Source organism: Paenibacillus silvae, from assembly GCF_014639235.1.
In the GTDB taxonomy this organism is placed as follows: domain Bacteria; phylum Bacillota; class Bacilli; order Paenibacillales; family Paenibacillaceae; genus Paenibacillus; species Paenibacillus silvae.
The window spans coordinates 1-23,175 of record NZ_BMFU01000020.1; the positions used below are offsets into that span (position 1 = coordinate 1).

Genomic DNA, 23,175 nt, shown 5'->3' on the forward strand with positions numbered 1-23,175 from the left:
CAAGCTTTCCGTCAACTCCGCTCGACTTGCATGTATTAGGCATGCCGCCAGCGTTCGTCCTGAGCCAGGATCAAACTCTCCAATAAAGTATTGAAAAGAGCGATTAGCTCATTTTGAATCTGACGAGATTGTTAATCTCATTGTTGTTCCAGTTTTCATACAGCCAGATGCTTGCACCAAAAACCTTCACGTTCATTCTGCAAGCAGAATGATTACTCACTCGTTGTTCAGTTTTCAAAGATCAAAATTCCAATTTAATGTGTTGTTTTTTCATCTCGTCGTCGTTTCAGCGGCGACTTTTATAATGTACCACACTCACATTATCTTTGCAAGCTTTTTTTTTGATAACTTTCAAACCCAGATATCAAAACAGCTTGATTTAGTGACCAGCTCCTTAAAAAAAGGAACGAAAGTTAATTTACCATATCATAATAGAAAGGTCAACCCTATTTCGACAAAAACGTTGATTCTTTTTAGTTTAATTGCGTTACACTCCTTCTAATTCATGAACTGAATGAGAGGTGTGAGCTCTATATAGATTGCCCCACCTCTTATCACGCAGATCGGACATATTCTTAGTTTTGAACCGGATTATATTTTCAGCCTTACTTCACGGCCTGGACTTCTTCAACTCCCCACCTCTTGCATATTTGGATAACTCTTTAGGCGGGGCAAACCGTGCATACATGCGGAATACCGTCTTGTACCGACTAGCGATAGCATGTTTTATCTCCTGGTCAAGACGATGATCACTTAGATCGAACAGCATTTCATCCAATTCTTTGCGTAATACATAGTCCAGCTCTTTGCATTCCTTCTCGTTAAATAGCATACCCAGCATTAAGAGTTCTCCTTTTTGTGCATATCATCTATAGTCACACCCGCGTTTTTCAGCAACATGATTCGTTAATAAGCCCTCGATCTCCTGATTGCTGAAACCCGTTTTATTGTTATGGTCAACTTTCTGGGAAATTATGAATGCTGGTATCATAATTTTCACAAAACATTTATCCTCTTACAAGCGCATAGGTAAGTGTGCTTTCGATAATTGCGGCAATGAAAAGCAGGATGACTACCCAGAAGCTTGCCGTTAACGTCGTTTTCACAAACTCCCTCCAACGTGTCCCGATCAACGCTCTCTTTTCTCCCCCTAATTGGGCAAGACTGCTTATTGTTAAACCGCCAAACTTTAATCCAAACGCACATGCGATGATAATTACCGGGATCTCGATGATTCCGTGAGGAAGCAACCCTTTAATAACGATATCGAAAAAACTTGCGCCATTATTCATCGTTGCATGAACGACAAATCCCAGCACCATTCCGTTAATAAGCAAAAATATAATGGGTAAGATGCCGAAGAAAATGCCTGCGTAAATGACCAATACACTCTTGATGGCATTGTTAAAAAAAATAAACAGGAAGAAGTTCCATTGCACATTTCCTCCTTGCTCCAACTGTTGACTCACCTGGCGTATTCCTTCAATCTGATTCAGCATCAGCTGCTCTAAGGGTCCTGTACTCACCCATCCAGCCCCGATTCCAACTGCAAACAGTAGGAAGGCCCAGATTAATGCTGTCCTTATTTGGCTCATGTCTCTCATGAATGCGCTGAATTTTAACATAATAACCTCCTGGTTAACGAAATGATGGACAATCAATGATGTAAAACGAATAACTGAGCCGTACGAGCATACATTGAAAACAAACAAGCATTTTCCTATCGAACAGAAACAAGCATTTTTTATTGGGAGAGGGGCGCTTAGCGAAATGAACTCGTTCTATGTATTCAGCGGCAAAAAAATCAAACGTAACCTGATTGTGCTCGTTGCTGCCATCTTTGCAATCGGTATTATCTATCTGGAAAGTGGCAACGTGTCTGTATTTTCGGAGGAAGCTCCCTCCGCCGTCTACAGTGTTCCAACTGACAAGAAGGTCATTGCTCTTACCTTTGATATTAGCTGGGGTGATAAACGGACTGAGCCGATCCTGAAGGTGCTTCAGGAAAACAAAGTGCAGAAGGCCACCTTCTTCCTCTCTTCACCCTGGAGCAAAACCCACCCTGAGATTGTCACCGCCATCAAGGAGGCAGGATATGAGATTGGCAGTCATGGCCACAGACATGAGAATTACAGCAGCTTGACCGAAGAACAAATACGCAAGGAAATTTCGACAGCTCACAGCATTTTAACAGATTTAACGGGAAAAGAACCGAAATTGCTGCGTCTGCCTAATGGAGACTTTGACAAGCGCGTGCTCCAGGTTGCTAACAGCCTCAACTATCAGGTCGTGCAATGGGATACCGACTCTATGGATTGGAAGAACCCAGGAGTACAAACGATTGTAGATCGCGTTGTCAGCAAAGCCCATCCGGGTGATATCGTGCTGCTGCACGCCAGCGACTCTTCGAAACAAACGCATGAAGCCCTGCCTGTCATCATTGATAAGTTAAAAAATCAGGGATATGAGTTTGTAACTGTATCGGAATTGCTGAACCACTCCAGTGTAGAGGGTAAAGAAGTCCGTGATCAAGCCAGCGGCCAATAGCCTGCAACAAACAAGTAGAAAGTTGAAAAGAGCTAACATGGTTAGCTCTTTTGGTGTTTATTTTTAAAAGATGACGCCTTATCCGTATTGACGCTTCTAGTGAAGCGTGCTTCTTCTTATGCCCTGCTCTCCTTGATGGACTTGCCTGCAGGCTCAGCCGATCGCTCTTCTGAATTATCGACCAGTTTGTGCAAAATCAGCATCTGGTATGCATTACATAACAACAAAGGGAGCACAATAAAGATCGTCGCCGCGTTGACATCAATACGCAATACACCGATCGTCTCCACAGCAGTAACGGCTATCATAAAAAAAAGCGTGGGTACCAGCGCAGAGATATGTGTTTGCTTAACTTTCACGTAAGCGGTAACAACTGCGGCCGCCAAAATGAGCAGTCCGAGTACGATATCCGAGATGCGCTCCCGCTCACCACCGACAAAGAGACGTAAAAACATAACATCCAGCAGCGCAAGCACAGTCAGCACAATCTGAACAATCTGCCACCCGCGTTTTGGAAATACACCTTTCCCCATATAATTTAATATGAGATATGCAAAGAAACCCATTTGTGAATATACGCTAATCATCACTCCAGAGCCAAACAAAATCAGAAGATACAGCATAAAGTCAGCTATTCCGTTTGTTTTCTCCCCGTTTACCAGCATCATAATCAACCCCGTGGCTAACGCACCTGCAGCGCCAATCAGCAAGGCTGTCCAAAACAGGAAAAACCATCTACGCAAATTCAAATGTTTTCCACCCCCGAGAGTTTATTTTACCAACCTTCACAGCAAAAAACCATCATTGCTCAACATATTTCCCCCTTTCCCATCACATACTACATCCAGTATCTATTCAAGGAGGGATTGTACACATGAAACGGCCTATATGGCAGCTGTCCTGTGTGGTGCTCGGACTATCCGTCATGCTTGCCGGCTGCGGTTCAGATCAAAGTTCTTCGCCTCCTCAGGGCAGTTATAAAGAGATGAAAACGATGGTTGTTGATATTTTGAAAAGTGACGAAGGCAAAAAAGCTGTAGAAGAAGCTCTGACGGGTCAAAGTTCCTCTGGCGGCGGTGGGGGTGGCAGCACAGAAGGAGGCGGAGGGTCCGGCGGTGGATCAGGAACAGTTGGGATGAAAATGTTAATGCCTATGCAATCTTCGGAACAAATACGTATTGCCGTAAAAGATACCATCACCGCACCTGAATACCAGAAGGAATTCGAGAAAATTATGACGGATCCGCAATTCGCGGGTGAATTCGCCAAAGCGATCAACGCGCAAAGCAAGCAGCTCCATATGCAGTTGATCAAAGACCCCACATATCAGAAATCCATTGCGGACATTATGAAATCACCTGAGGTGTCCAAGATGTTTATGGATATGACCAAAACTCCGGAATATCGCAAGCAGACGATGACCGTTATGCAGGAAGTGATGCAGAATCCATTGTTCCGTATGGAAGTGCTCACGCTGCTGAAAAAAGTTGTACAAGAAGAGCTGCAGCCTAAAACCGAAAGTGGTGGGGGGCAAAAGGGGCAGGAATCCGGTGGTCAGGACAGTGGAGATGGTGGCAGTGGTGATTCCGGAGGCGGCGGCTCCAGTGGTGGAAGCGGCTCATAAGATGCATTCTATGGCTTCGTCAAGCCATCCAACGATGCCATTTGAAGATAATAAGCCTGCATCCCCTCTAAAGGACGCAGGCTTTTGTCTGTGCTCACATTAAAATTTGGATTCAATGTTACGGGCAACCTCATCATAAATCGCGCCAATGGGTGTTTCTGACTTGTATACAGAAGGTGAGAAATCCGGCTCGGAAGGATGGTTATCCGGTGCACCCAATGGAATCTGGGCAAGCAGCACGGTATGCAGACTCTCGGCCAGCCGTCCACCGCCACCGCGTCCAAAGACATAATCCTTCTCTCCGCAGCTGCCACATTCGTAATACGCCATATTCTCCACAACACCAAGCAGCTCATGTTCCGTCTGAATCGCCATCGCCCCAGCTCGCGCTGCAACAAAGGCTGCTGTAGCATGCGGAGTTGTCACGATAATTTCTTTACTCTGCGGCAGCATCTGATGTACATCAAGAGCTACATCGCCTGTTCCTGGTGGCAAATCCAGCAGCATATAGTCCAGTTCTCCCCATTGTACATCGGTGAAAAACTGACGCAGCATACGGCCGAGCATCGGCCCGCGCCAGATGACAGGGTTATTTTCCCGAATGAAAAAACCCATCGACATGACTTTGACACCAAAACGCTCCACCGGCTGAATGACGCCGTCTTCAACCACCGGGTACTCCTCAATGCCCATCATATCAGGCACACTGAACCCGTAAATGTCGGCATCAATGAGGCCAACCTTTTTCCCTTGACGAGCCAAGGCTGCAGCCAAATTAACAGTAACGGTGGATTTACCTACCCCGCCTTTACCACTCGCCACCGCAATATAACGCACACCAGACTCGGGACTCAGCAACTCATGTCCATCCAGACCTGCTGCATGCCCTTTTACAAGCACTTCATCCTGTTCCTGAGCCTGATTATCGCCTTGTCCTGTATTCAGACTCTCACGATCATGCTCAGACGCTGCTCGTGTGCGAACGTGTACGTCCTTCACCCCATGCTGAGCAAGCAGATTGCGCGCAGCATCTGTTAAAGCGGTTGCATCTTCCGGTCGATTCTCCAGAGTCACCATACTTAATGCCACATGATGCTCTTTCACCATAATGTCACGAATCCATCCCAGCTCCGTCAGGCTTTGTCCAATCTGCGGTTCCTGTAATGGCTGTAAAATTTCAAGTATCTGTTCTTTGGATAACATCAGACAGCACCTCGGTTTTATCTATTGGCATGTATTAGGTATGCTGTTCCAATTATAGCACTACCGATCTTCTTATGACTAACTTTTCGGACGTTCTCCTGCGGAATACCTGAGAATCCCATTATATATGGATGCCGCTACCTTACGTTGATACGTTTCATCGGCTAGCATACGCGCTTCCTGAGGATGTGACAAAAAGCCAACTTCCACGAGTGCTGACGGAATTTTCAGCGCCTGCAGCAGATAAACGGTATTCACCGTTTTGGCGATCCGGTCTGTATTTTCCAGATTACGAATCATTTCAGCCTGCAGCAAATTTGCGAGTCCTTCATTATCAGGATGATTGGGGGTGTAGAACACCTGTGCGCCGCTCCAGCGATTTGAAGGCACACTGTTCATATGAATGCTGATAAACAGATCTGCCTGCTTGTCTTCAATTCGCCGTACTCTTTGCTTGAGATCCTCCGTTTTGCGCTTGGAATACCCCCTTGTGCCTTCCTCTGCCAGGTCTTTATCTATCTCACGAGTCATCACGACAAGTGCACCAGCCTGCTGCAGATAGTCTCTCACATACAGCGCAATAGACAAGTTGATATCCTTCTCGATAACCCCTTGTCTGCTTACAGCACCTCCATCTGGTCCCCCATGTCCTGCATCGATGGCTATTACCTTGCCCGCCAAAGGCAGACTCCAGTAGCCCGACGTTTTGGCAGAAGGCATCTCATACGAAACAACTGCCACAAACATGGCAAGCAAACACAGACTAAGCATAACCCTCTTTACTGTCTTTAATCTGATCCAGACCACCAGATGTTTCCCCATGTTTTTGCGCATAAAAAAACCACCTCGTCCCTATAAATGACTCTAATCATCTATATGGGACAAGATGGACAAATATACCCTTACGAATGGACTTGCTCTGCCATACCCTCAATCAGCACTTCAGCAACTTCAGGACGTGTGAATTCAGGAGGCGGACACTGACCATCACGCAGCAGTGCACGTACTTTGGTGCCCGACAGCGTCAGATGGTGTTCCTTGCCATGTGGACATGTTTTGCTGGAAGCCATGTTTCCACATTTCGTGCAGAAAAAGCTGTGCTCAAAGAACAGCGGTGTAATTCCGAGTTCTTCAGCTGTAAAGTTAGAGAAGATCTCCTGCGCTTCATAGGTGCCGTAGTAGTCACCTACACCCGCATGATCGCGACCAACGATAAAGTGGGTGCAGCCATAATTTTTACGTACCATCGCATGGAAAATCGCTTCCCGTGGTCCAGCATAACGCATCGCCGCCGGGAACACACCCAAAAACGCGCGATCCGCAGGATAATAGTTCTCCAGCAGCACCAGATAACTTTTCATCCTTACATCAGCAGGTACATCATCAGACTTTGTTTCGCCGACCAGCGGATTCAGGAAGAGTGCATCCACAATCTCCATCGCACTTTTCTGAATATACTCGTGCGCACGGTGCACAGGATTACGAGTTTGGAAACCAACAACCGTTTTCCAACCCTTCTCCTGAAAAATACTGCGTGTCTCTGCCGGGTCGTAATAGAAGTCTTCGAACTTTGCCGGCTTCGGTCGATTTAATACCTGTATAGGACCCCCCACATAGGTTGCAGGGCGCTCCAGCAGCTTTTTCACACCCGGATGCTCCGGATCATCGGTTTTGAATACACGACGCGCTTCCTCGCCCTGATCCACCTGATAGATGCTTTGAACTTCTAGCAAGCCGTATGTCACCCCATCCTCTTCACCAACAAGGGCTACGGTTTCTCCTTTGCGGAGAGCAGCCGCCTGTTGATCATCAACAGCAAGTGTAATCGGTATGCTCCATACCGTACCATTGGCCAAACGCATCCGGGATACAACCGATTGATAATCCTCCTCGTTCATAAATCCTTCAAGCGGCGAGAAAGCACCTACACCGATCAGGTCGAGGTCGGAAATCGTCCAGGTATTAATGCGCAGGGAGGTAAGGCTCTTGCTCTCCTGCAGTAAACGTTCACGTTCTTCTCCTTGTACGACACGCTGCACCAGCGTACCTCCATGAGGCAGAATCGAAGTCATCTTGTCAGCTCCTTATATATCCATTCGTTTATAGTGAGGCCATGCGCTTATTTTCCATTGCTGTAGGATACAGAAAACGTCGTTTACGTCATCCTATCCTTAGGACCTTATTTATGCAGACCGCATTCCGTTTTGTCATTGCCGGACCAGCGTCCTGCACGTGGATCTTCACCAGGCATCACCTGACGTGTACAGTACTCGCAACCGATACTTGGATAGTTCTGATCATGCAGCGGGTTATAGATTACGTTGTTGGCACGTATATATTCCCACACATCCTCACTCGTCCAATGTGCAATCGGGTTGAATTTCATCAGGCCAAACTTTGTATCGTACTCAACTTTCTTCGCATTCGCACGTGTTGGAGCCTGATCTCTGCGAATACCTGTAATCCATGCATCATACTGAGAAAGAATACGTGTTAGCGGCTCTACCTTGCGAATGTTGCAACAAGCGTTAGGATCGGATTTCCACAACTCTTCCCCATGCTGGGCAGCCTGTTCTTCTGGTGTAATTTTCGGTGACACTCTCACAAAATCTAGATTGTATTTTTCCTGCATCCGATCACGTGTATCATACGTTTCCTGAAAATGAAAATCAGTATCCAGATAAAAAATATCCGTGGACGGACTGATTTTCTGAAGCATATCTACGAGCACAACATCTTCAGCGCCGAAGCTGCACGCAAAAGTAATGTTTGGGAAGGTTTCAATTGCATATCGAATAATATCCTCAGGACTTGCATGCTCCAGTTCCTCTGCTTTGGTCCGTGCCAATTCTTCCTTTTCCAACAAGTTCATTGTTTCATTTCCCCCATTCATGATCTCAAAACCAATAAAAGCCGACTAATCTAATATGAATTATGTATAGTATAAATCTTTCACCCGGTATGTCAATGCCTGCCAGATGGTAAAATACAGCGAGTGAAACCTCTAATTAGCGTGTAAAATCACATAACTTTTTAGTGCCATTTAGGCAACTCTAACATACAGAGACAAAATCATCTGAAAATCAGATGGTCTATAGTGAATACTCAATAGTTCGCAAAATGGCGTAAACCGTTGCTGCTGCTGGATTTCCAAGCTGATCAGTATATTCAAACAAGACATAGACAAAATCTTAACTCGTAAAAGAGATGCGATGCATCTTCCATTCTTTTACTGAAGACAGATGCGTAGTGTATTTTCAAATGTAAGAGGCCTTTATCACATCCATAAGAAAGACTGATAAGCATAGCGTGATGTGTATCGCTTGCGAAGAAACATATTGCATTTCTTGTTATATTCGCTGCTGTGCATCATTCATCGAAGTGCTATTCATTTCAATTTACATACGGAGGCTGTTACGGACCTCCTACTGCTAAACAGACTGACGTATTGACTGATGTACACTGTGTACCCGGATGTGTCACTGGAGGTCTAGGGCAAGACTCAGCTGACCGCTTTAGTAATCTGGCCCAACTGTTGGATTTTTGCGCGTTTCACACACTCGGCTGGCTAAAGCCATAATAAAAAAAGCTCTTGACCGAGGGCCAAGAGCTTTTGAAAATCTTAACGTTTGGAGAACTGAGGTGCGCGACGAGCCGCTTTAAGACCGTATTTTTTACGCTCTTTCATACGTGGGTCACGAGTCAGGAATCCTGCTTTTTTCAGGGATGCACGGAATTCCGGATCTGCTTTAAGCAGAGCGCGGGAGATACCATGACGGATCGCGCCGGCTTGACCGGAGATACCGCCACCATGAGCGATAACCAAAACGTCATAGTTAGTGAGCGTTTCTGTCAAAGTCAGTGGTTGTTTTACGATCAGTTTGAGTGTTTCCAAACCGAAGTATTCATTAATATCACGTTTATTGATGACAATGCGTCCTTCACCCGGTACAAGGCGAACACGTGCTACCGAATGTTTACGACGACCTGTCCCATAGTATTGTACTTGTGCCATGAAACTGTCCTCCTTTTAATTAACCGCGAAGTTCGTAAACTTCTGGTTTTTGTGCTGCGTGTGGATGCTCAGTGCCTCTGTACGCTTTAAGTCTCAGCTTCATTTTCTCGCCCATGCGAGTTTTAGGAAGCATACCGCGAACAGCCAATTCCAACATACGTTCAGGTTTGTTTTTAACCATCTCTTCTGCAGTAGTTACTTTCAAACCACCTGGGTGCATGGAGTGACGGTAGTATTTTTTACCTTGCATTTTTTTACCAGTCAATACAATTTTCTCTGCATTGATGATAACAACGAAATCGCCAGTGTCCACATGTGGAGTGAATTGTGGCTTATGTTTGCCGCGGATCAAAGCAGCTGCTTCGCTCGCCAAACGTCCGAGGGTTTTGCCTTCAGCATCAATGATGTGCCATTGGCGCTCAACTTCGTTAGGCTTCGCCATGTACGTAGTACGCATGAAAAGTTCCTCCTTAAATGTTCAAAATCATCATTTTTCATTTATCTTCGTTCGTTAAGTGATAACTTTAGGTGTTGATGGATAGTTGTTGCGATGTGAACATCTTAATTGGGGCTGTGGGAAAGCCATTAAGAAAACACAACTTTTATATTACATGATAGGCGATCAAATCGCAAGTATAAATTAAGCTTTTTACTCACTAAATTCAATCTTTTTTGTATTCAAGATCCCAGAGCATCAAACCGCAGCTAACCGCAGTAGGTCCTGCGGCAGAACGATTGCATGCAGCAATCATATTCGGCACATCAGAGGCTTTCCGTTTGCCCTCTCCGATCTCCAGCAGCGTTCCTACAATGATCCTTACCATGTGCTGCAAAAAGCCGTTACCACTCACGTAGATGTGAATGACGCCTTGATCGCGCGGATGGTCTCTGCACATTGAACGGTCCACTTCTATCCATGCTTCGTATACCGAACGTACATGATTCTCTTTCTGCGACTTGCGTGAAGCAAAGGAAGTAAAGTCATATGTGCCTATGAAATGACGCAGGCCCTCTTCCATAGCAGCGATGTCCAGCCTTGCATGATGATGATGCTGCAATCTTCGGTTAAACACATCCGGGAATTGATTTGCATTGATCGTGTATCGATAGGTTTTCTTTTTCGCCGCATAACGAGAATGGAAATCTAGCGGTACCTCAATCGCATCAATAACAACAATATCGGATGGCAGTCTCGAATTGAGTGCAATACACCAGCGTTCCACCGGAATCTGTGAAGCTGTAGGAAAATTGAAGATTTGTCTGCGAGCGTGAACGCCTGCATCCGTTCGGCCTGAACCCGTGATTTTAACGCTCTCACCTGTCAAAGCTCGAATGGCATCCTCAAGATGATCCTGGATGGTATTGCCTCCTGGCTGTACTTGAAAGCCGTAGTAGGCCGTTCCATCGTAAGTGACCGTCATACATAAGTTGCGCATATTACCACACCTTTGTTCCATACTATACATAAGCCTATCCCGAACAGCAAAAGAAGCCCCTTACGGAGCTTCATTTACAGCACGAATTCCGAAATGAAGAGAAAAAAAGGGTTGATCCAGAATCATCAGACTCTGTCCCCTTTCCTCATCTCATCTGTTTTACGCGCGGTCTACCAGTTCCAAGTAAACCATAGGCGCTGCGTCGCCACGACGAGGTCCCAGTTTCAGGATACGAGTGTATCCGCCTGGACGCTCAGCGTAACGACCGGACAATTCGCTAAACAGTTTTTGGATTGCATCTTGCTCACCATCGATTGTTTCGCGGCGAACGTAAGCTGCCACTTGGCGACGGGCATGAAGATCTCCCTTTTTCGCTTTAGTGATCAGTTTTTCAGCAATAGAGCGAACCTCTTTTGCTTTCGCTTCAGTTGTCTGAATGCGCTCGTATAAGAACAGGTCGGTTACCAGGTCACGGAACAACGCTTTACGTGCGCTGGAATTACGGCCCAACTTTTGGTATGCCATTGTTTTCCCTCCTTCACTTCAAGCACTCAGCTGTCTATTCTTCTGTACGAAGTCCCAATCCCAGTTCCTCAAGCTTCTCTTGAACTTCTTCCAAAGACTTGCGTCCGAGGTTACGGACTTTCATCATGTCTTCTTCCGTTTTCGTTGTCAGCTCTTGTACGGTATTAATACCAGCACGTTTGAGGCAGTTGTAGGAACGAACAGAGAGATCCAGCTCTTCGATCGTCATTTCGAGTACTTTTTCTTTTTTGTCTTCTTCTTTTTCAACCATGATCTCTGCATCCTTCGCTTCGTCTGTAAGACCCACGAAGAGCATCAGATGCTCGGTCAAAATTTTAGCGCCAAGGCTTACAGCCTCTTCAGGACGAATACTTCCGTCAGTCCAAACTTCCAACGTGAGCTTGTCATAGTTGGTTACTTGGCCTACACGCGTATTTTCCACAGCGTAGTTTACGCGGCTGATCGGGGTGAAGATGGAATCGACAGGGATGACGCCGATCGGCTGGTCATCGCGTTTATTCCGATCTGCCTGGACGTAGCCGCGACCGCGATTGGCAAAAATACGCATGTGAAGTCTCGAACCTGGTCCAAGCGTAGCAATGTGAAGATCCGGGTTAAGGATTTCAACATCGGAATCAGCACGAATATCTCCAGCCGTGATTGCTCCTTCGCCTTCAGCATCAATCTCGAGCACTTTCTCCTCATCAGAGTGAATTTTGAGCGACAAAGCTTTCAGGTTAAGGATAATCTCTGTAACGTCTTCCATTACGCCAGGAACTGTAGCAAATTCATGCAGAACGCCATCGATTTGAACCGAAGACACTGCCGCACCCGGCAGTGACGAGAGCAGGATTCGGCGAAGCGAGTTTCCAAGCGTCGTACCGTATCCGCGCTCTAGCGGTTCTACTACGAATTTCCCATAGGTGCCATCATCGTTGACGTCTACCGTCTCAATTTTCGGCTTTTCGATTTCTATCACTGCAATACCCCTCCTTCAAAACGTCGGTCCTCTATGAAACATTTACCTTCTCTTGCGAAAACATGTAGTAGTATGCCTAAACAACCATTATTAGCAGATTGTGCCGGAAGTATACCACACGCAGGGGCAAATCTCATTAGACACGACGACGTTTTGGAGGACGGCATCCGTTATGCGGGACTGGAGTTACGTCTTTGATCAGGTTAACTTCAAGACCAGCAGCTTGCAAAGAGCGGATCGCTGCTTCACGGCCTGCGCCTGGTCCTTTAACCATAACCTCAACGGATTTCATCCCATGTTCCATTGCAGCTTTGGCAGCAGTCTCAGCAGCCATTTGTGCAGCAAACGGAGTCGATTTACGGGAACCTCTGAATCCGAGGCCGCCAGAGCTTGCCCACGAAATCGCATTTCCGTGAGGGTCCGTAATAGTAACGATAGTGTTATTGAAAGTGGAGCGGATATGTGCCACGCCAGATTCAATATTTTTACGGTCACGACGTTTAGTACGTACGACTTTTTTCGGTTTAGCCATTTTCTCTTATCCCCCCTTATTATTTCTTCTTGTTCGCTACAGTACGACGAGGACCCTTACGAGTACGAGCATTCGTTTTCGTACGTTGTCCACGAACAGGCAGACCACGACGATGACGAACTCCACGGTAACAACCGATCTCCGTCAAACGTTTAATATTCAAAGAGATTTCACGACGCAGGTCACCTTCTACTTTGACCTCTTTGTCGATACTTTCACGCAATTTGCTGACTTCATCTTCCGTCAAATCACGAACACGAGTGTCCGGATTGATGCCTGTAGAGCTCAGAATTTTCTGGGAAGTCGTTTTACCGATTCCGAAAATATAAGTCAAGGCGATCTCAACGCGCTTATCACGTGGCAAATCCACACCAGCTATACGTGCCATTTTACGCTACACCCCCTTCATTAACCTTGTTTTTGTTTGTGTTTCGGATTTTCACAGATAACCATTACATTCCCTTTGCGGCGAATGACTTTGCATTTTTCGCAAATCGGCTTGACCGAAGGTCTTACCTTCATGTGAATTACCTCCTCAAAGTTCTGCTTAGCAAAACTCTCTTCGTAAGCATTGACCTTGTTCTACTATTGTAAAACCGGCTTCGAAGCTTTCGCAAGTTTTGCCGGGCAAAACCCGCTTCATAAGCTTCACAGTTCATTGCAACTGTCTACTACTATTTACGGTAAGTTATACGACCTTTTGTTAGATCATAAGGCGATAACTGAACAACTACTTTGTCTCCAGTCAGGATACGGATGAAGTGCATCCGCAATTTTCCGGAAACGTGAGCGAGAATTTGATGACCATTCTCAAGCTCAACCTTGAACGTTGCATTCGGTAGCGGTTCAAGAACCGTACCTTCCACTTCAATGACATCTTCCTTGGCCATTAGTCAGTCTCCTTTCTCTTCAGCTTGAATGTTGGTGGATTCCAGGAACGAATGAACCGCATAGCGGAGCTTTCCGTTTGTCACCCGACCACTCTCGTTTAAACTGTTTACAACCTCACTGCTAATCATGGGCTGAAGTTCAAGATGAAGAATGTTCTTCTTCTTGGGTTGGTCAAACTTTCGTTTGTCTCCATCCGCTATATATACGAACCTACTGTCCACTATAGCAACAATTACTGCGGCTTGGTCCGCGTTGCGGCCTTTACGGATCTTCACAAGTTGACCGAGCTGCGGATTCGACTGATTGTTCATGCCTCATCACCTACGCATTCAGTTTTGTGAAAATTTCCATACCCTCAGGTGTAACTGCTACGGTGTGTTCAAAGTGGGCACATAACGATCCATCAACTGTCACGACAGTCCAGTTATCTTCCAACGTTTTCACATACCGTCTGCCTGCGTTAACCATCGGTTCAATGGCAAGCACCATGCCAGCCTTTAACCTTGGACCACGATCAGGAAGACCATAGTTCGGAATTGATGGCTCCTCGTGCAGATCCGCTCCAATGCCGTGACCGACATACTCACGAACGACGGAGAACCCCTCATCTTCGATATATTTCTGAATTGCATGAGATATTGTAAACAAGCGAACGTCTGGTTTTACCAGCGCCAGACCTGCGTATAACGAAGCCTCGGTGACGTCCAGAAGACGACGGGCTTCTTCGGAAATACGGCCGACTGGATAGGTCCAGGCAGAATCTCCATGATACCCCTGGTACTGCGCGCCAATGTCAAACGTAACGATATCGCCCTCGTTCAACTTGCGTTTGCCGGGAAATCCATGTACCAACTCTTCATTTACTGAAGCGCACACACTGGCAGGGAAACCGTTATAGCCTTTGAAAGACGGCACAGCTCCTTGACTGCGGATATATTGATCAGCCATATGGTCAAGTTCACCAGTCGTAATACCGGGAGCGATATGCTCTGCCAAGAGACGATGCGTTTCCGCAACAATTCTCCCTGCTTCCCTCATCAAACCCAGTTCCGTTTCGGACTTACCAATGATCATCAATTAACCTCTCAACAAGGACACGATTTCTTTAGAAACTTGATCGATATCCTGTTCTCCGTCGATTTGACGAAGAAGACCTTTAGTTTCGTAGAACGTGAGGAGTGGTGCTGTTTTGTTGATATATTCGTCCAAACGAGTGCCTACGCTCTCTTCATTATCATCAGAACGCTGATACAGCTCGCCGCCGCATTTATCACAGATACCTTCCTGCTTCGGTGGATTAAATACGACATGATACGTGGAACCACAGTTTTTACAAATGCGACGACCCGTCAAACGAGCGAGCAATTTGTTGCGATCCACTTTCAGGTTGATCACATGATCAAGACCTGAGTTCAGTCGTGCCAGGATGCCATCCAGCGCTTCTGCTTGAGACAGGGTTCTTGGAAATCCATCCAAAAGAAATCCTTCTCTGCAGTCCGCTTGCTGCAAACGTTCTTCAACGATGCCGATGGTTACATCATCTGGTACAAGTAATCCTTGATCCATATATTCCTTGGCTTTCAGGCCAATGGGAGTTCCCTGTTTAATCGCGAGACGAAATGCATCGCCTGTTGAAATATGGGGAATACCGAACTCTTTCACAATGACGTCTGCTTGCGTACCTTTTCCTGCCCCCGGAGGGCCCATGAATAGGATGTTCACGTTATGTCACTCCCTCCAAGACTACCCTACATCAACAAACAGCACAATAGGTGCCGGCAAGTAAATCTTTACTCAACCGGAACCTATTGCCTATTTATTGATAAAACCTTTGTAGTGGCGTTTGATCAATTGGCTTTCGATTTGCTTCATCGTATCCAGCGCTACACCGATAACGATCAGGAGGGATGTTCCTCCAATTTGCGCTGATTGAGGCAAACCAGAAAGTGCCCCTAAGAATACAGGCAGAACGGAAATGACTGCCAAGAAGATGGCTCCGGCCATTGTCAAACGAGTCATGACACGGGTCAGATATTTCTCGGTTGCTTTACCCGGGCGAATGCCTGGGATGTAACCGCCGTTCTTTTTCATATTATCAGCCATCTGCTGAGGATTCATCTGTACGAAAGTATAGAAGAATGTGAATCCGAAGATCATCACAACATACAGCACCATACCAAGTGGTTTGTGTGTAGTCAAGTTTTGACCGATCCACTGTGCCCAACCATGATTAGCCCAGAAGTTGGCGATAATCGTCGGGAACATCAACAGCGATGATGCGAAGATGACAGGGATAACACCAGCTGCATTAATCTTCAGCGGGATATGTGTATTCTGTCCACCGTACATTTTGTTACCTACGACACGTTTAGCGTACTGTACCGGAATTTTCCGAATCGCCTGTTGGATGTAAATGACCCCGATGATAATCAGTACGATGACAATCGCAATGATTACAGCTTTGAGGATGTTCATAAACAACTGATCAGGTTGAATGAAGTCAGACTCGATGGTTTGTTTGATAATGTTAGGCACTGTTGCCAGGATACCCGCAAAGATCAAAATCGAGATTCCGTTTCCGATGCCCTTCTCGGTGATCTGCTCACCAAGCCACATCAGGAATGAAGTACCGGCCGTAAGTACAATCGCGATCAAGATATAATCTGCAAACGTTGCGTTAGGAACCATCTCTGTATTGTACAAGCGGTTAAATCCGATCGACGTACCAAACGCTTGAATCAATGCCAGCCCGATCGTTAAATAACGAGTCAGTTGTGCAGACTTTTTCTTACCTTGTTCACCTTGCTTTGCCCACTCCGCTAATTTAGGAATAACGTCCATGGAAAGCAACTGTACTATGATAGACGCAGTGATGTAAGGCACGATCCCGAGTGCAAATATCGAGAACTGGAACAGTGCTCCACCCGAGAACGTATTGAGAAGTCCAAAAACTTCTTTACCCGCAGAATTTGTCGCTTCGAACACATCTTTGTTAACACCCGGTACGGGAACAAAGGAGCCGATGCGGTAAATGATCAGTACAAAAAGGGTAAATAATACCCTTTTGCGCAGATCCTCAACCCGCCAGATATTCTTTAGGGTCTTGAACATTAAATCACCTCGGTTGTACCGCCGGCAGCCTCGATTTTCTCTACCGCAGATTGAGAAAACTTATTAGCTTTAACAGTCAGCTTCACAGTGACTTCACCGTTACCCAGGATTTTGATTCCGGATTTAGCGTTTTTAACAACGCCATTCGTCATCAAGAATTCTGGAGTTACTTCAGTACCCGCAGGCAAACTGTTCAGGTCTTCGATATTAACAACTGCATATTCTTTGCGAGTTGGGTTTACGAAACCGCGTTTCGGCAAGCGACGATACAGTGGATTTTGTCCACCTTCGAAGCCTGGACGAACACCACCGCCAGAACGAGCGTTTTGTCCTTTATGACCGCGACCTGATGTTTTACCCGTACCACTACTTGGACCGCGACCAACACGTTTGCGTTCTTTACGCGATCCAGGAGATGGTGAAAGCTCATGTAACTTCATCGTTCGTTGCACCTCCTTAAAGATTTGTGGGATTATCCCGTTTATTAAGCTTCTACTTCTTTAACAGATACCAAGTGACTTACTTTGTTAATCATGCCACGGATGGCTGGATTATCGTTTTGAATCACTTTGCTGTTGATTTTGCGCAATCCCAATGTTTTCACAGTTGTTCTTTGCGTCTCCGGACGTCCGATCAAGCTGCGGACGAGGGTAATTTCTAATTTAGCCATGAGAATTCCCTCCTAACCCAGAAGCTCTTCGACGGATTTTCCGCGCAGTTTAGCCACGTCTTCAGCACGCTTCAAACGGGACAAACCTTCCAAAGTCGCATTGACCATGTTCATGGAATTCGAAGAACCCAGAGATTTTGTCAAAATGTCACCCACACCAGCAAGTTCGAGAACCGCACGTACAGGACCACCAGCGATAACACCAGTACCTTCAGATGCTGGTTTCAGCAGAACGCGTCCTGCGCCGAACTTACCTGTTACCAAGTGAGGAATCGAAGTTCCTACGAGTGGAACGTGTACAAGGTTTTTCTTAGCATCTTCAATACCTTTGCGAATTGCATCAGGTACTTCGCCCGCTTTACCGATACCCGCTCCAACCCAGCCGTTGCCGTCGCCGACTACAACCAGTGCGCTAAAGCTGAAACGGCGTCCGCCTTTTACTACTTTAGCTACGCGATTAATGTTTACTACTCTTTCAGACAGTTCCAAAGTATTCGGATCTACACGCAAGTCGTTAACCTCCTTTTGAAAAATATCTTAAAACTCAAGTCCTGCTTCACGAGCCGCTTCAGCCAAAGCTGCGATACGACCATGGTACAGATATCCGCTACGGTCAAATACGATGTTGGAAACACCTTTGTCTTTCGCACGTTTAGCAACGAGTTCGCCAACTTTGCGAGCAGATTCAACAGATGCACCGTTTTTGATGTCGCCGCTCAATTCTTTGTCTACAGTAGACGCGGATGCGATCGTTACACCAGCTACATCATCGATGATTTGAGCGTACATATGTTTACCAGAACGGAATACGTTCAAACGAGGACGTGCTGCCGTTCCTTGGATTTTTTTACGAACGCGCAAGTGTCTTTTCAGACGAGCCTTGTTTTTATCTGGTTTCGTAATCATCTCAGGGATTCACTCCTTTCAGGTTACCTCGCTGGCTTCAAACCGGAAGCCACGGGGTATATTAGAAACACACGAAGCAAGCAAGCCGAAAGCCGCGAAAAGGCGGTAAGAGAAATCTTATTTCTTCTTACCGGCTTTACCTTCCTTACGGATGATACGCTCGCCTTCATATTTGATACCTTTACCTTTGTACGGCTCAGGTTCACGAACGGAACGAATTTTAGCAGCGTAAGCACCTACGCGCTCTTTATCGATACCGCGAACGATGATTTTAGTGTTCGAAGGTACTTCGAACTCAATTCCCGCTTCCGGTGTAATTTCAACCGGGTGAGAGTATCCAACGTTCAGAACGATTTTATCTCCGGATTTGCTTGCACGATATCCGACCCCAACCAGCTCCAGAGATTTTGCGAATCCTTCAGTTACGCCGCTCACCATATTGCTGACAACGCTGCGTGTTGTGCCGTGCAAAGAACGGTGAGTTTTGTTATCGGAAGGACGCACAACTGTAATTTCGTTGTTTTCAACTGTAACCTTCATGTCTTTATGAAGCTCACGAGTCAAAGTTCCTTTTGGTCCTTTTACCGTAATAACGGAATTGTCCAAAGTGATGTCTACACCACTTGGTACTGTAATTGGTTTGCGACCAATACGAGACATGTGTTGCACCTCCTATCTTGTGACGTTATATTACCAAACGTAGCAAACGACTTCTCCGCCGGATTTTGCTTGACGAGCTTCTTTGTCCGTCATAACACCTTTGGATGTCGAGATGATCGCGATACCCAGGCCGCCAAGTACACGAGGTACTTCATTGCTTTTCGTGTAAACACGAAGACCAGGTTTACTGATTCTTTTCAGACCAGTGATAACGCGCTCGTTATTTTGACCGTATTTCAGGAAAACACGGATAATCCCTTGTTTGTTATCTTCGATAAATTCAGCGTCACGGATGAAACCTTCACGCTTCAAGATATCGGCGATTTGTTTTTTCATTGTCGAAGCAGGCATTTCTACCGTTTCGTGACGAACTGTGTTCGCGTTACGAATACGAGTAAGCATATCTGCAATTGGATCAGACATAGTCATTGTGAGTTAACCTCCTTCCCGTTCAGGACTTTTTACCAGCTTGCTTTTTTCACGCCAGGGATCTGGCCTTTATAAGCTAATTCACGGAAGCAAATTCTGCAAATTTTGAACTTTTGCAGTACCGAATGTGGACGACCGCAACGCTCACAGCGTGTATAAGCACGTACTTTAAACTTTGGTGTACGTTGTTGTTTAACTTTCATCGAAGTTTTTGCCACTTTAGCCTGACACCTCCTAAATAATTTCGGAGAAAAGGGAGTCTTTCCAGACACCCGGAACGTTTATGCCAACATTATTTAACGAAAGGCATTCCCAGTTGCGTGAGCAACTCGCGGGACTCTTCGTCTGTTTTCGCCGTTGTTACGATGACAATATCCATACCGCGGACTTTGTCTACTTTATCATACTCAATCTCTGGGAAGATCAATTGCTCTTTCAGACCCAGAGTGTAGTTACCGCGACCATCGAACGCTTTGCTCGATACACCACGGAAGTCACGTACACGTGGAAGTGTAACGTTGAACAATTTATCGAGGAAGTAGTACATACGCTCGCCGCGCAATGTTACTTTCACACCGATAGGCATGTTCTCACGCAGTTTGAAACCTGCGATAGATTTTTTCGCACGAGTGATTACAGGTTTTTGACCTGCGATCAGTTGCAAATCGTTTACTGCGGAATCCAACACTTTGGAGTTTTGAACAGCGTCGCCCACACCCATGTTGATAACGATTTTCTCGATTTTCGGCACTTGCATTACCGTTGTATAGTTAAACTTCTGCATCAAAGCAGGAGCGATTTCTTGCAGGTAACGTTCTTTCATTCTTGATGCCATGAATCATAGCCCTCCTTTCTCATTCGGTTCAATTAGTCGATAATTTCTCCGGAACGTTTTGCAACGCGCACTTTCTTTCCGTTATCCAACACTTTGTAACCGATACGGGTTACTTTTCCGCTCTTTGGATCGATGTGCATCACGTTGGAAACGTGAATCGGAGCTTCCTTCTCGATAATGCCGCCTTGCGGGTTTTGCTGGTTAGGCTTCTGGTGTTTTTTCACCATGTTAACACCTTCCACAAGGACGCGGTTTTCACGAGGATAAGCAGCGATGACACGGCCTTTTTTGCCTTTGTCTTTACCGCTGATCACCATAACCGTATCTTCCTTTTTAACGTGAAGTTTGTTGTTATGGGATTCCAGAACTTTTTTCACTCTTGGCATTTCGTACACCTCCTGTTTCTAAACATCACGAGCTTAATCTATTAGATAACCTCTGGGGCCAAGGAAACGATTTTCATGAAGTCTTTCTCGCGAAGTTCACGAGCAACAGGTCCGAAAATACGTGTTCCACGTGGGCTTCTGTCGTCTTTTACAACAACAGCTGCATTTTCATCAAAACCGATGTAGGAACCGTCTTTACGACGTACAGAACGTTTCGTACGAACGACAACCGCTCTAACTACATCACCTTTTTTGACAACGCCGCCTGGTGTTGCTTGTTTTACAGAACAAACGATCAGATCACCGATTTGAGCTGTACGACGTCCCGTACCGCCGAGTACGCGGATACACATCAATTCCTTCGCACCGGAGTTGTCGGCTACAGTCAAACGTGTAAATGGTTGAATCATTTAGTATTCCTCCTTCCAGCTATGCTGATCATGCAATTAGATGATAACCGCTTTTTCAACGACTTCAGTAAGTCTCCAGCGTTTATCTTTCGAAAGCGGACGAGTCTCCATGATTTTCACCGTGTCACCGATTTTCGCAGTGTTTTCTTCGTCATGCGCTTTGAACTTTTTAGTGTACTTGATACGTTTATGGTACAAGTCGTGTTTTTTGTAGGTTTCTACAGCAACAACGATCGTTTTGTCCATTTTATCACTGACTACTTTACCGATTTGCACTTTACGTGCGTTACGTTCTTCGCTCATTGTTGGCCTCCTTCCTGATTACGGACGGAATATATCCGACCTCTGATTAACCGATTCCCAGTTCTCTTTCACGGATGATGGTTTTAGCACGAGCTATTTCTTTCCGCACATCACGGATTCGAGTCGGGTTATCCAGCTGACCGGTAGCGAGTTGAAAGCGGAGGTTAAAGAGTTCTTCTTTAAATCCGACAATCTTTTGCTCGATTTCAGCAGAGGTTAGGTTGCGAAATTCACTAGCTTTCATTTGCTTCACCACCCAATTCTTCACGTTTCACGAACTTCGTTTTGATTGGCAGTTTGTGAGCGGCAAGACGCATTGCTTCGCGAGCAATATCCTCCGGTACACCAGAAAGTTCAAACATGATCTTACCTGGTTTCACTACTGCAACCCATTTCTCTACGTTACCTTTACCGCTACCCATCCGAACCTCGAGAGGCTTTTGAGTGATTGGTTTGTCAGGGAAAATTTTGATCCAGACTTTACCACCACGTTTGATGTAACGAGTCATCGCAATACGAGCCGCTTCGATCTGACGGTTCGTAATCCAAGCCGGTTCCGCAGCTTGCAGACCGTATTCGCCAAAGTTCAACGTAGTTCCGCCTTTTGCTTGGCCTTTCATATGTCCACGTTGTTGCTTACGGTGTTTTACACGTTTTGGTACCAACATGATTAGTTGCCTCCTTCCTTAGCAGCTTGTTTCTTAGCCGTAGGAAGAACCTCTCCACGATAGATCCATACTTTTACGCCGATACGTCCGTAAGTAGTATGAGCCTCTGCAGTACCATAGTCAATGTCAGCACGCAGTGTGTGCAGTGGAACAGTTCCTTCGCTGTAGCCTTCAGAACGTGCAATCTCAGCACCGCCAAGACGTCCGCCTACTTGAGTTTTAATACCTTTAGCACCAGAGCGCATAGTTCTTTGAATAGCTTGTTTCAACGCACGACGGAAAGAAACACGACGTTCCAATTGTTGTGCAATGCTTTCTGCTACCAGGATCGCGTCCAGGTCTTGGTTTTTAATTTCAGAGATGTTGATGTGTACTTTTTTACCGCCAGCAATTTTCGTAATTTGGTTACGAAGATTTTCAACTTCAGATCCACCTTTACCGATTACCATACCTGGTTTCGCAGTGTGAATCGTTACGTTTACGCGGTTAGCCGCTCTCTCAATTTCTACACGAGATACAGCGGAGTCTTTCAATTTATTTTTCAGGAATTCACGAATTTTCACGTCTTCCATCAAAAGATCGCCGAAGTCTTTGCCTGCATACCACTTAGATTCCCAGTCACGGATAACTCCGACACGAAGTCCGACTGGATTTACCTTTTGGCCCACACGTTTTCCCTCCTTCTACTTTTCAGATACCACCAAAGTAATGTGGCTAGTACGTTTGTTAATACGACTTGCACGTCCCATTGCACGAGGGCGGAAACGTTTCATCGTTGGTCCTTGGTTTACGTAAACTTGCGAGATCACCAAGTTATTAACATCCAAAGAATAATTATGTTCCGCATTCGCAATAGCGGAGTTAAGCAACTTCTCAACAACTGGAGAAGCGGATTTCGGAGTGTGACGGAGAATGGCAACCGCCTCACCTACTTGCTTGCCGCGAATCAAGTCAACAACGAGTTGAACTTTACGAGGAGCAATCCGGATAAACTTAGCATGTGCTTTTGCTTCCATTGTGTAACCTCCTCTCAAACATTAGAGAT

37 protein-coding genes and 1 rRNA gene are annotated in these 23,175 nt (G+C 45.9%); 2 read left to right on the forward strand and 36 right to left on the reverse strand.

The window, feature by feature from the left end; all coding sequences use genetic code 11:
- The 3 genes from IEW26_RS28345 to IEW26_RS28355 all read right to left on the reverse strand — a co-directional run.
- Positions 1-86 (reverse strand): 16S ribosomal RNA (locus IEW26_RS28345); the annotation flags it as partial.
- 524 nt (positions 87-610) lie between these two features.
- A complete protein-coding gene (locus IEW26_RS28350) occupies positions 611-841 on the reverse strand; it encodes a hypothetical protein (RefSeq protein ID WP_188594824.1) in 231 nt (76 codons plus the stop codon).
- Between the two features lie 166 nt (positions 842-1,007).
- The gene (locus IEW26_RS28355; RefSeq protein WP_188594825.1) at positions 1,008-1,625 is read right to left on the reverse strand and encodes a stage II sporulation protein M; all 618 of its coding nucleotides are present in this window, start codon (positions 1,623-1,625) and stop codon (positions 1,008-1,010) included.
- Between the two features lie 145 nt (positions 1,626-1,770).
- On the opposite strand from IEW26_RS28355, the gene pdaB reads away from it, so the two are divergent.
- Positions 1,771-2,547, forward strand: coding sequence for a polysaccharide deacetylase family sporulation protein PdaB (gene pdaB, locus IEW26_RS28360; protein WP_111271042.1), 777 nt, complete (start codon positions 1,771-1,773; stop codon positions 2,545-2,547).
- A 116-nt stretch (positions 2,548-2,663) separates the two neighbouring features.
- Here pdaB and IEW26_RS28365 read toward each other — a convergent pair whose 3' ends face one another.
- Positions 2,664-3,296 carry a KinB-signaling pathway activation protein gene (locus tag IEW26_RS28365; protein ID WP_188594826.1) on the reverse strand — a complete coding sequence of 211 codons (633 nt, stop codon included), beginning with the start codon at positions 3,294-3,296 and terminating at the stop codon, positions 2,664-2,666.
- Between the two features lie 125 nt (positions 3,297-3,421).
- Here IEW26_RS28365 and gerD point away from each other — a divergent pair, with 125 nt between their 5' ends.
- Entirely contained in the window at positions 3,422-4,171 is a 750-nt protein-coding gene (gene gerD, locus IEW26_RS28370; protein ID WP_145406615.1) for a spore germination lipoprotein GerD, read from the forward strand.
- A gap of 99 nt (positions 4,172-4,270) precedes the next feature.
- On the opposite strand, the gene salA is transcribed toward gerD, so the two are convergent.
- From salA to rplV, 32 genes are all read right to left on the reverse strand, one after another.
- Complete coding sequence (salA, locus tag IEW26_RS28375) at positions 4,271-5,374, reverse strand: iron-sulfur carrier protein/transcriptional regulator SalA (RefSeq protein ID WP_188594827.1); 1,104 nt, start codon at positions 5,372-5,374, stop codon at positions 4,271-4,273.
- A 78-nt stretch (positions 5,375-5,452) separates the two neighbouring features.
- Positions 5,453-6,208: an N-acetylmuramoyl-L-alanine amidase CwlD gene (gene cwlD / locus IEW26_RS28380; protein ID WP_145406613.1), complete on the reverse strand. Its 756-nt coding sequence runs from the start codon at positions 6,206-6,208 to the stop codon at positions 5,453-5,455.
- Between the two features lie 68 nt (positions 6,209-6,276).
- Positions 6,277-7,446, reverse strand: coding sequence for a sulfate adenylyltransferase (sat, locus tag IEW26_RS28385; protein ID WP_111271037.1), 1,170 nt, complete (start codon positions 7,444-7,446; stop codon positions 6,277-6,279).
- A gap of 107 nt (positions 7,447-7,553) precedes the next feature.
- Positions 7,554-8,246 carry a phosphoadenylyl-sulfate reductase gene (locus tag IEW26_RS28390; RefSeq protein WP_145406611.1) on the reverse strand — a complete coding sequence of 231 codons (693 nt, stop codon included), beginning with the start codon at positions 8,244-8,246 and terminating at the stop codon, positions 7,554-7,556.
- 750 nt (positions 8,247-8,996) lie between these two features.
- The gene (rpsI, locus tag IEW26_RS28395) at positions 8,997-9,389 is read right to left on the reverse strand and encodes a 30S ribosomal protein S9 (protein WP_111271035.1); all 393 of its coding nucleotides are present in this window, start codon (positions 9,387-9,389) and stop codon (positions 8,997-8,999) included.
- Positions 9,390-9,408: 19 nt separating this feature from the next.
- Positions 9,409-9,846: a 50S ribosomal protein L13 gene (rplM, locus tag IEW26_RS28400; RefSeq protein ID WP_024633564.1), complete on the reverse strand. Its 438-nt coding sequence runs from the start codon at positions 9,844-9,846 to the stop codon at positions 9,409-9,411.
- Between the two features lie 205 nt (positions 9,847-10,051).
- Entirely contained in the window at positions 10,052-10,825 is a 774-nt protein-coding gene (gene truA / locus IEW26_RS28405) for a tRNA pseudouridine(38-40) synthase TruA (RefSeq protein WP_111271034.1), read from the reverse strand.
- 159 nt (positions 10,826-10,984) lie between these two features.
- Positions 10,985-11,350 (reverse strand): 50S ribosomal protein L17, encoded by a 366-nt coding sequence (gene rplQ / locus IEW26_RS28410; protein WP_017692102.1) that lies wholly within the window; start codon positions 11,348-11,350, stop codon positions 10,985-10,987.
- 34 nt (positions 11,351-11,384) lie between these two features.
- Positions 11,385-12,329: a DNA-directed RNA polymerase subunit alpha gene (locus IEW26_RS28415; RefSeq protein ID WP_024633566.1), complete on the reverse strand. Its 945-nt coding sequence runs from the start codon at positions 12,327-12,329 to the stop codon at positions 11,385-11,387.
- A 136-nt stretch (positions 12,330-12,465) separates the two neighbouring features.
- On the reverse strand, positions 12,466-12,861 hold the full coding sequence (gene rpsK / locus IEW26_RS28420; protein WP_068537278.1) for a 30S ribosomal protein S11: 396 nt from the start codon (positions 12,859-12,861) through the stop codon (positions 12,466-12,468).
- 19 nt (positions 12,862-12,880) lie between these two features.
- Entirely contained in the window at positions 12,881-13,249 is a 369-nt protein-coding gene (gene rpsM / locus IEW26_RS28425) for a 30S ribosomal protein S13 (RefSeq protein WP_095293406.1), read from the reverse strand.
- Between the two features lie 20 nt (positions 13,250-13,269).
- A complete protein-coding gene (gene rpmJ / locus IEW26_RS28430) occupies positions 13,270-13,383 on the reverse strand; it encodes a 50S ribosomal protein L36 (RefSeq protein ID WP_003333770.1) in 114 nt (37 codons plus the stop codon).
- Between the two features lie 152 nt (positions 13,384-13,535).
- The gene (gene infA / locus IEW26_RS28435) at positions 13,536-13,751 is read right to left on the reverse strand and encodes a translation initiation factor IF-1 (RefSeq protein ID WP_017692098.1); all 216 of its coding nucleotides are present in this window, start codon (positions 13,749-13,751) and stop codon (positions 13,536-13,538) included.
- Between the two features lie 3 nt (positions 13,752-13,754).
- Positions 13,755-14,063, reverse strand: coding sequence for a KOW domain-containing RNA-binding protein (locus tag IEW26_RS28440; RefSeq protein WP_111271033.1), 309 nt, complete (start codon positions 14,061-14,063; stop codon positions 13,755-13,757).
- A gap of 10 nt (positions 14,064-14,073) precedes the next feature.
- Positions 14,074-14,826 carry a type I methionyl aminopeptidase gene (gene map, locus IEW26_RS28445; protein ID WP_111271032.1) on the reverse strand — a complete coding sequence of 251 codons (753 nt, stop codon included), beginning with the start codon at positions 14,824-14,826 and terminating at the stop codon, positions 14,074-14,076.
- Positions 14,827-14,829: 3 nt separating this feature from the next.
- Complete coding sequence (locus IEW26_RS28450; protein WP_111271031.1) at positions 14,830-15,474, reverse strand: adenylate kinase; 645 nt, start codon at positions 15,472-15,474, stop codon at positions 14,830-14,832.
- A gap of 90 nt (positions 15,475-15,564) precedes the next feature.
- A complete protein-coding gene (gene secY / locus IEW26_RS28455) occupies positions 15,565-16,863 on the reverse strand; it encodes a preprotein translocase subunit SecY (protein WP_184190211.1) in 1,299 nt (432 codons plus the stop codon).
- Complete coding sequence (gene rplO, locus IEW26_RS28460; RefSeq protein ID WP_110899289.1) at positions 16,863-17,303, reverse strand: 50S ribosomal protein L15; 441 nt, start codon at positions 17,301-17,303, stop codon at positions 16,863-16,865. Before rplO ends, secY begins: the two co-directional genes overlap by 1 nt.
- Positions 17,304-17,347: 44 nt before the next feature.
- The gene (gene rpmD, locus IEW26_RS28465; protein WP_111271028.1) at positions 17,348-17,533 is read right to left on the reverse strand and encodes a 50S ribosomal protein L30; all 186 of its coding nucleotides are present in this window, start codon (positions 17,531-17,533) and stop codon (positions 17,348-17,350) included.
- Between the two features lie 12 nt (positions 17,534-17,545).
- Positions 17,546-18,043 (reverse strand): 30S ribosomal protein S5, encoded by a 498-nt coding sequence (gene rpsE / locus IEW26_RS28470; RefSeq protein ID WP_024633574.1) that lies wholly within the window; start codon positions 18,041-18,043, stop codon positions 17,546-17,548.
- Positions 18,044-18,070: 27 nt separating this feature from the next.
- Positions 18,071-18,439: a 50S ribosomal protein L18 gene (gene rplR / locus IEW26_RS28475; protein WP_110899288.1), complete on the reverse strand. Its 369-nt coding sequence runs from the start codon at positions 18,437-18,439 to the stop codon at positions 18,071-18,073.
- A 117-nt stretch (positions 18,440-18,556) separates the two neighbouring features.
- Positions 18,557-19,099 (reverse strand): 50S ribosomal protein L6, encoded by a 543-nt coding sequence (gene rplF / locus IEW26_RS28480; RefSeq protein ID WP_110899287.1) that lies wholly within the window; start codon positions 19,097-19,099, stop codon positions 18,557-18,559.
- Between the two features lie 30 nt (positions 19,100-19,129).
- Positions 19,130-19,528 carry a 30S ribosomal protein S8 gene (gene rpsH, locus IEW26_RS28485; protein ID WP_110899286.1) on the reverse strand — a complete coding sequence of 133 codons (399 nt, stop codon included), beginning with the start codon at positions 19,526-19,528 and terminating at the stop codon, positions 19,130-19,132.
- 32 nt (positions 19,529-19,560) lie between these two features.
- On the reverse strand, positions 19,561-19,746 hold the full coding sequence (locus tag IEW26_RS28490; RefSeq protein WP_013312154.1) for a type Z 30S ribosomal protein S14: 186 nt from the start codon (positions 19,744-19,746) through the stop codon (positions 19,561-19,563).
- A gap of 74 nt (positions 19,747-19,820) precedes the next feature.
- Positions 19,821-20,363: a 50S ribosomal protein L5 gene (gene rplE, locus IEW26_RS28495; protein ID WP_111271027.1), complete on the reverse strand. Its 543-nt coding sequence runs from the start codon at positions 20,361-20,363 to the stop codon at positions 19,821-19,823.
- A 32-nt stretch (positions 20,364-20,395) separates the two neighbouring features.
- Positions 20,396-20,749 carry a 50S ribosomal protein L24 gene (gene rplX / locus IEW26_RS28500; protein ID WP_090924672.1) on the reverse strand — a complete coding sequence of 118 codons (354 nt, stop codon included), beginning with the start codon at positions 20,747-20,749 and terminating at the stop codon, positions 20,396-20,398.
- Between the two features lie 41 nt (positions 20,750-20,790).
- Positions 20,791-21,159: a 50S ribosomal protein L14 gene (gene rplN, locus IEW26_RS28505; RefSeq protein WP_024633579.1), complete on the reverse strand. Its 369-nt coding sequence runs from the start codon at positions 21,157-21,159 to the stop codon at positions 20,791-20,793.
- Between the two features lie 36 nt (positions 21,160-21,195).
- Positions 21,196-21,462: a 30S ribosomal protein S17 gene (gene rpsQ / locus IEW26_RS28510; protein WP_110899284.1), complete on the reverse strand. Its 267-nt coding sequence runs from the start codon at positions 21,460-21,462 to the stop codon at positions 21,196-21,198.
- Between the two features lie 46 nt (positions 21,463-21,508).
- Entirely contained in the window at positions 21,509-21,706 is a 198-nt protein-coding gene (gene rpmC, locus IEW26_RS28515; protein ID WP_145053338.1) for a 50S ribosomal protein L29, read from the reverse strand.
- A complete protein-coding gene (gene rplP, locus IEW26_RS28520; RefSeq protein ID WP_188594828.1) occupies positions 21,696-22,130 on the reverse strand; it encodes a 50S ribosomal protein L16 in 435 nt (144 codons plus the stop codon). Before rplP ends, rpmC begins: the two co-directional genes overlap by 11 nt.
- Positions 22,131-22,132: 2 nt before the next feature.
- Positions 22,133-22,798, reverse strand: coding sequence for a 30S ribosomal protein S3 (rpsC, locus tag IEW26_RS28525; protein ID WP_110899283.1), 666 nt, complete (start codon positions 22,796-22,798; stop codon positions 22,133-22,135).
- Between the two features lie 15 nt (positions 22,799-22,813).
- Entirely contained in the window at positions 22,814-23,146 is a 333-nt protein-coding gene (rplV, locus tag IEW26_RS28530) for a 50S ribosomal protein L22 (protein ID WP_110899282.1), read from the reverse strand.
- Between the last annotated feature and the right edge of the window lie 29 nt (positions 23,147-23,175).

What these genes read in the sequence shown, in the direction of transcription:
- IEW26_RS28350 (WP_188594824.1), bottom strand. Translation starts at nt 841, where the DNA reads ATGCTGGGTATGCTATTTAACGAGAAGGAATGCAAAGAGCTGGACTAT.
- IEW26_RS28355 (WP_188594825.1), bottom strand. Translation starts at nt 1,625, where the DNA reads ATGTTAAAATTCAGCGCATTCATGAGAGACATGAGCCAAATAAGGACA.
- pdaB (WP_111271042.1), top strand. Translation starts at nt 1,771, where the DNA reads ATGAACTCGTTCTATGTATTCAGCGGCAAAAAAATCAAACGTAACCTG.
- gerD (WP_145406615.1), top strand. Translation starts at nt 3,422, where the DNA reads ATGAAACGGCCTATATGGCAGCTGTCCTGTGTGGTGCTCGGACTATCC.
- salA (WP_188594827.1), bottom strand. Translation starts at nt 5,374, where the DNA reads ATGTTATCCAAAGAACAGATACTTGAAATTTTACAGCCATTACAGGAA.
- cwlD (WP_145406613.1), bottom strand. Translation starts at nt 6,208, where the DNA reads ATGCGCAAAAACATGGGGAAACATCTGGTGGTCTGGATCAGATTAAAG.
- sat (WP_111271037.1), bottom strand. Translation starts at nt 7,446, where the DNA reads ATGACTTCGATTCTGCCTCATGGAGGTACGCTGGTGCAGCGTGTCGTA.
- IEW26_RS28390 (WP_145406611.1), bottom strand. Translation starts at nt 8,246, where the DNA reads ATGAACTTGTTGGAAAAGGAAGAATTGGCACGGACCAAAGCAGAGGAA.
- rpsI (WP_111271035.1), bottom strand. Translation starts at nt 9,389, where the DNA reads ATGGCACAAGTACAATACTATGGGACAGGTCGTCGTAAACATTCGGTA.
- rplM (WP_024633564.1), bottom strand. Translation starts at nt 9,846, where the DNA reads ATGCGTACTACGTACATGGCGAAGCCTAACGAAGTTGAGCGCCAATGG.
- truA (WP_111271034.1), bottom strand. Translation starts at nt 10,825, where the DNA reads ATGCGCAACTTATGTATGACGGTCACTTACGATGGAACGGCCTACTAC.
- rplQ (WP_017692102.1), bottom strand. Translation starts at nt 11,350, where the DNA reads ATGGCATACCAAAAGTTGGGCCGTAATTCCAGCGCACGTAAAGCGTTG.
- rpsK (WP_068537278.1), bottom strand. Translation starts at nt 12,861, where the DNA reads ATGGCTAAACCGAAAAAAGTCGTACGTACTAAACGTCGTGACCGTAAA.
- rpsM (WP_095293406.1), bottom strand. Translation starts at nt 13,249, where the DNA reads ATGGCACGTATAGCTGGTGTGGATTTGCCACGTGATAAGCGCGTTGAG.
- rpmJ (WP_003333770.1), bottom strand. Translation starts at nt 13,383, where the DNA reads ATGAAGGTAAGACCTTCGGTCAAGCCGATTTGCGAAAAATGCAAAGTC.
- infA (WP_017692098.1), bottom strand. Translation starts at nt 13,751, where the DNA reads ATGGCCAAGGAAGATGTCATTGAAGTGGAAGGTACGGTTCTTGAACCG.
- IEW26_RS28440 (WP_111271033.1), bottom strand. Translation starts at nt 14,063, where the DNA reads ATGAACAATCAGTCGAATCCGCAGCTCGGTCAACTTGTGAAGATCCGT.
- map (WP_111271032.1), bottom strand. Translation starts at nt 14,826, where the DNA reads ATGATCATTGGTAAGTCCGAAACGGAACTGGGTTTGATGAGGGAAGCA.
- secY (WP_184190211.1), bottom strand. Translation starts at nt 16,863, where the DNA reads ATGTTCAAGACCCTAAAGAATATCTGGCGGGTTGAGGATCTGCGCAAA.
- rplO (WP_110899289.1), bottom strand. Translation starts at nt 17,303, where the DNA reads ATGAAGTTACATGAGCTTTCACCATCTCCTGGATCGCGTAAAGAACGC.
- rpmD (WP_111271028.1), bottom strand. Translation starts at nt 17,533, where the DNA reads ATGGCTAAATTAGAAATTACCCTCGTCCGCAGCTTGATCGGACGTCCG.
- rplR (WP_110899288.1), bottom strand. Translation starts at nt 18,439, where the DNA reads ATGATTACGAAACCAGATAAAAACAAGGCTCGTCTGAAAAGACACTTG.
- rplF (WP_110899287.1), bottom strand. Translation starts at nt 19,099, where the DNA reads ATGTCTCGTATTGGTCGCAAACCAATTACAGTACCAAGTGGTGTAGAC.
- rpsH (WP_110899286.1), bottom strand. Translation starts at nt 19,528, where the DNA reads ATGACTATGTCTGATCCAATTGCAGATATGCTTACTCGTATTCGTAAC.
- rplE (WP_111271027.1), bottom strand. Translation starts at nt 20,363, where the DNA reads ATGGCATCAAGAATGAAAGAACGTTACCTGCAAGAAATCGCTCCTGCT.
- rplX (WP_090924672.1), bottom strand. Translation starts at nt 20,749, where the DNA reads ATGCCAAGAGTGAAAAAAGTTCTGGAATCCCATAACAACAAACTTCAC.
- rplN (WP_024633579.1), bottom strand. Translation starts at nt 21,159, where the DNA reads ATGATTCAACCATTTACACGTTTGACTGTAGCCGACAACTCCGGTGCG.
- rpsQ (WP_110899284.1), bottom strand. Translation starts at nt 21,462, where the DNA reads ATGAGCGAAGAACGTAACGCACGTAAAGTGCAAATCGGTAAAGTAGTC.
- rpmC (WP_145053338.1), bottom strand. Translation starts at nt 21,706, where the DNA reads ATGAAAGCTAGTGAATTTCGCAACCTAACCTCTGCTGAAATCGAGCAA.
- rplP (WP_188594828.1), bottom strand. Translation starts at nt 22,130, where the DNA reads ATGTTGGTACCAAAACGTGTAAAACACCGTAAGCAACAACGTGGACAT.
- rplV (WP_110899282.1), bottom strand. Translation starts at nt 23,146, where the DNA reads ATGGAAGCAAAAGCACATGCTAAGTTTATCCGGATTGCTCCTCGTAAA.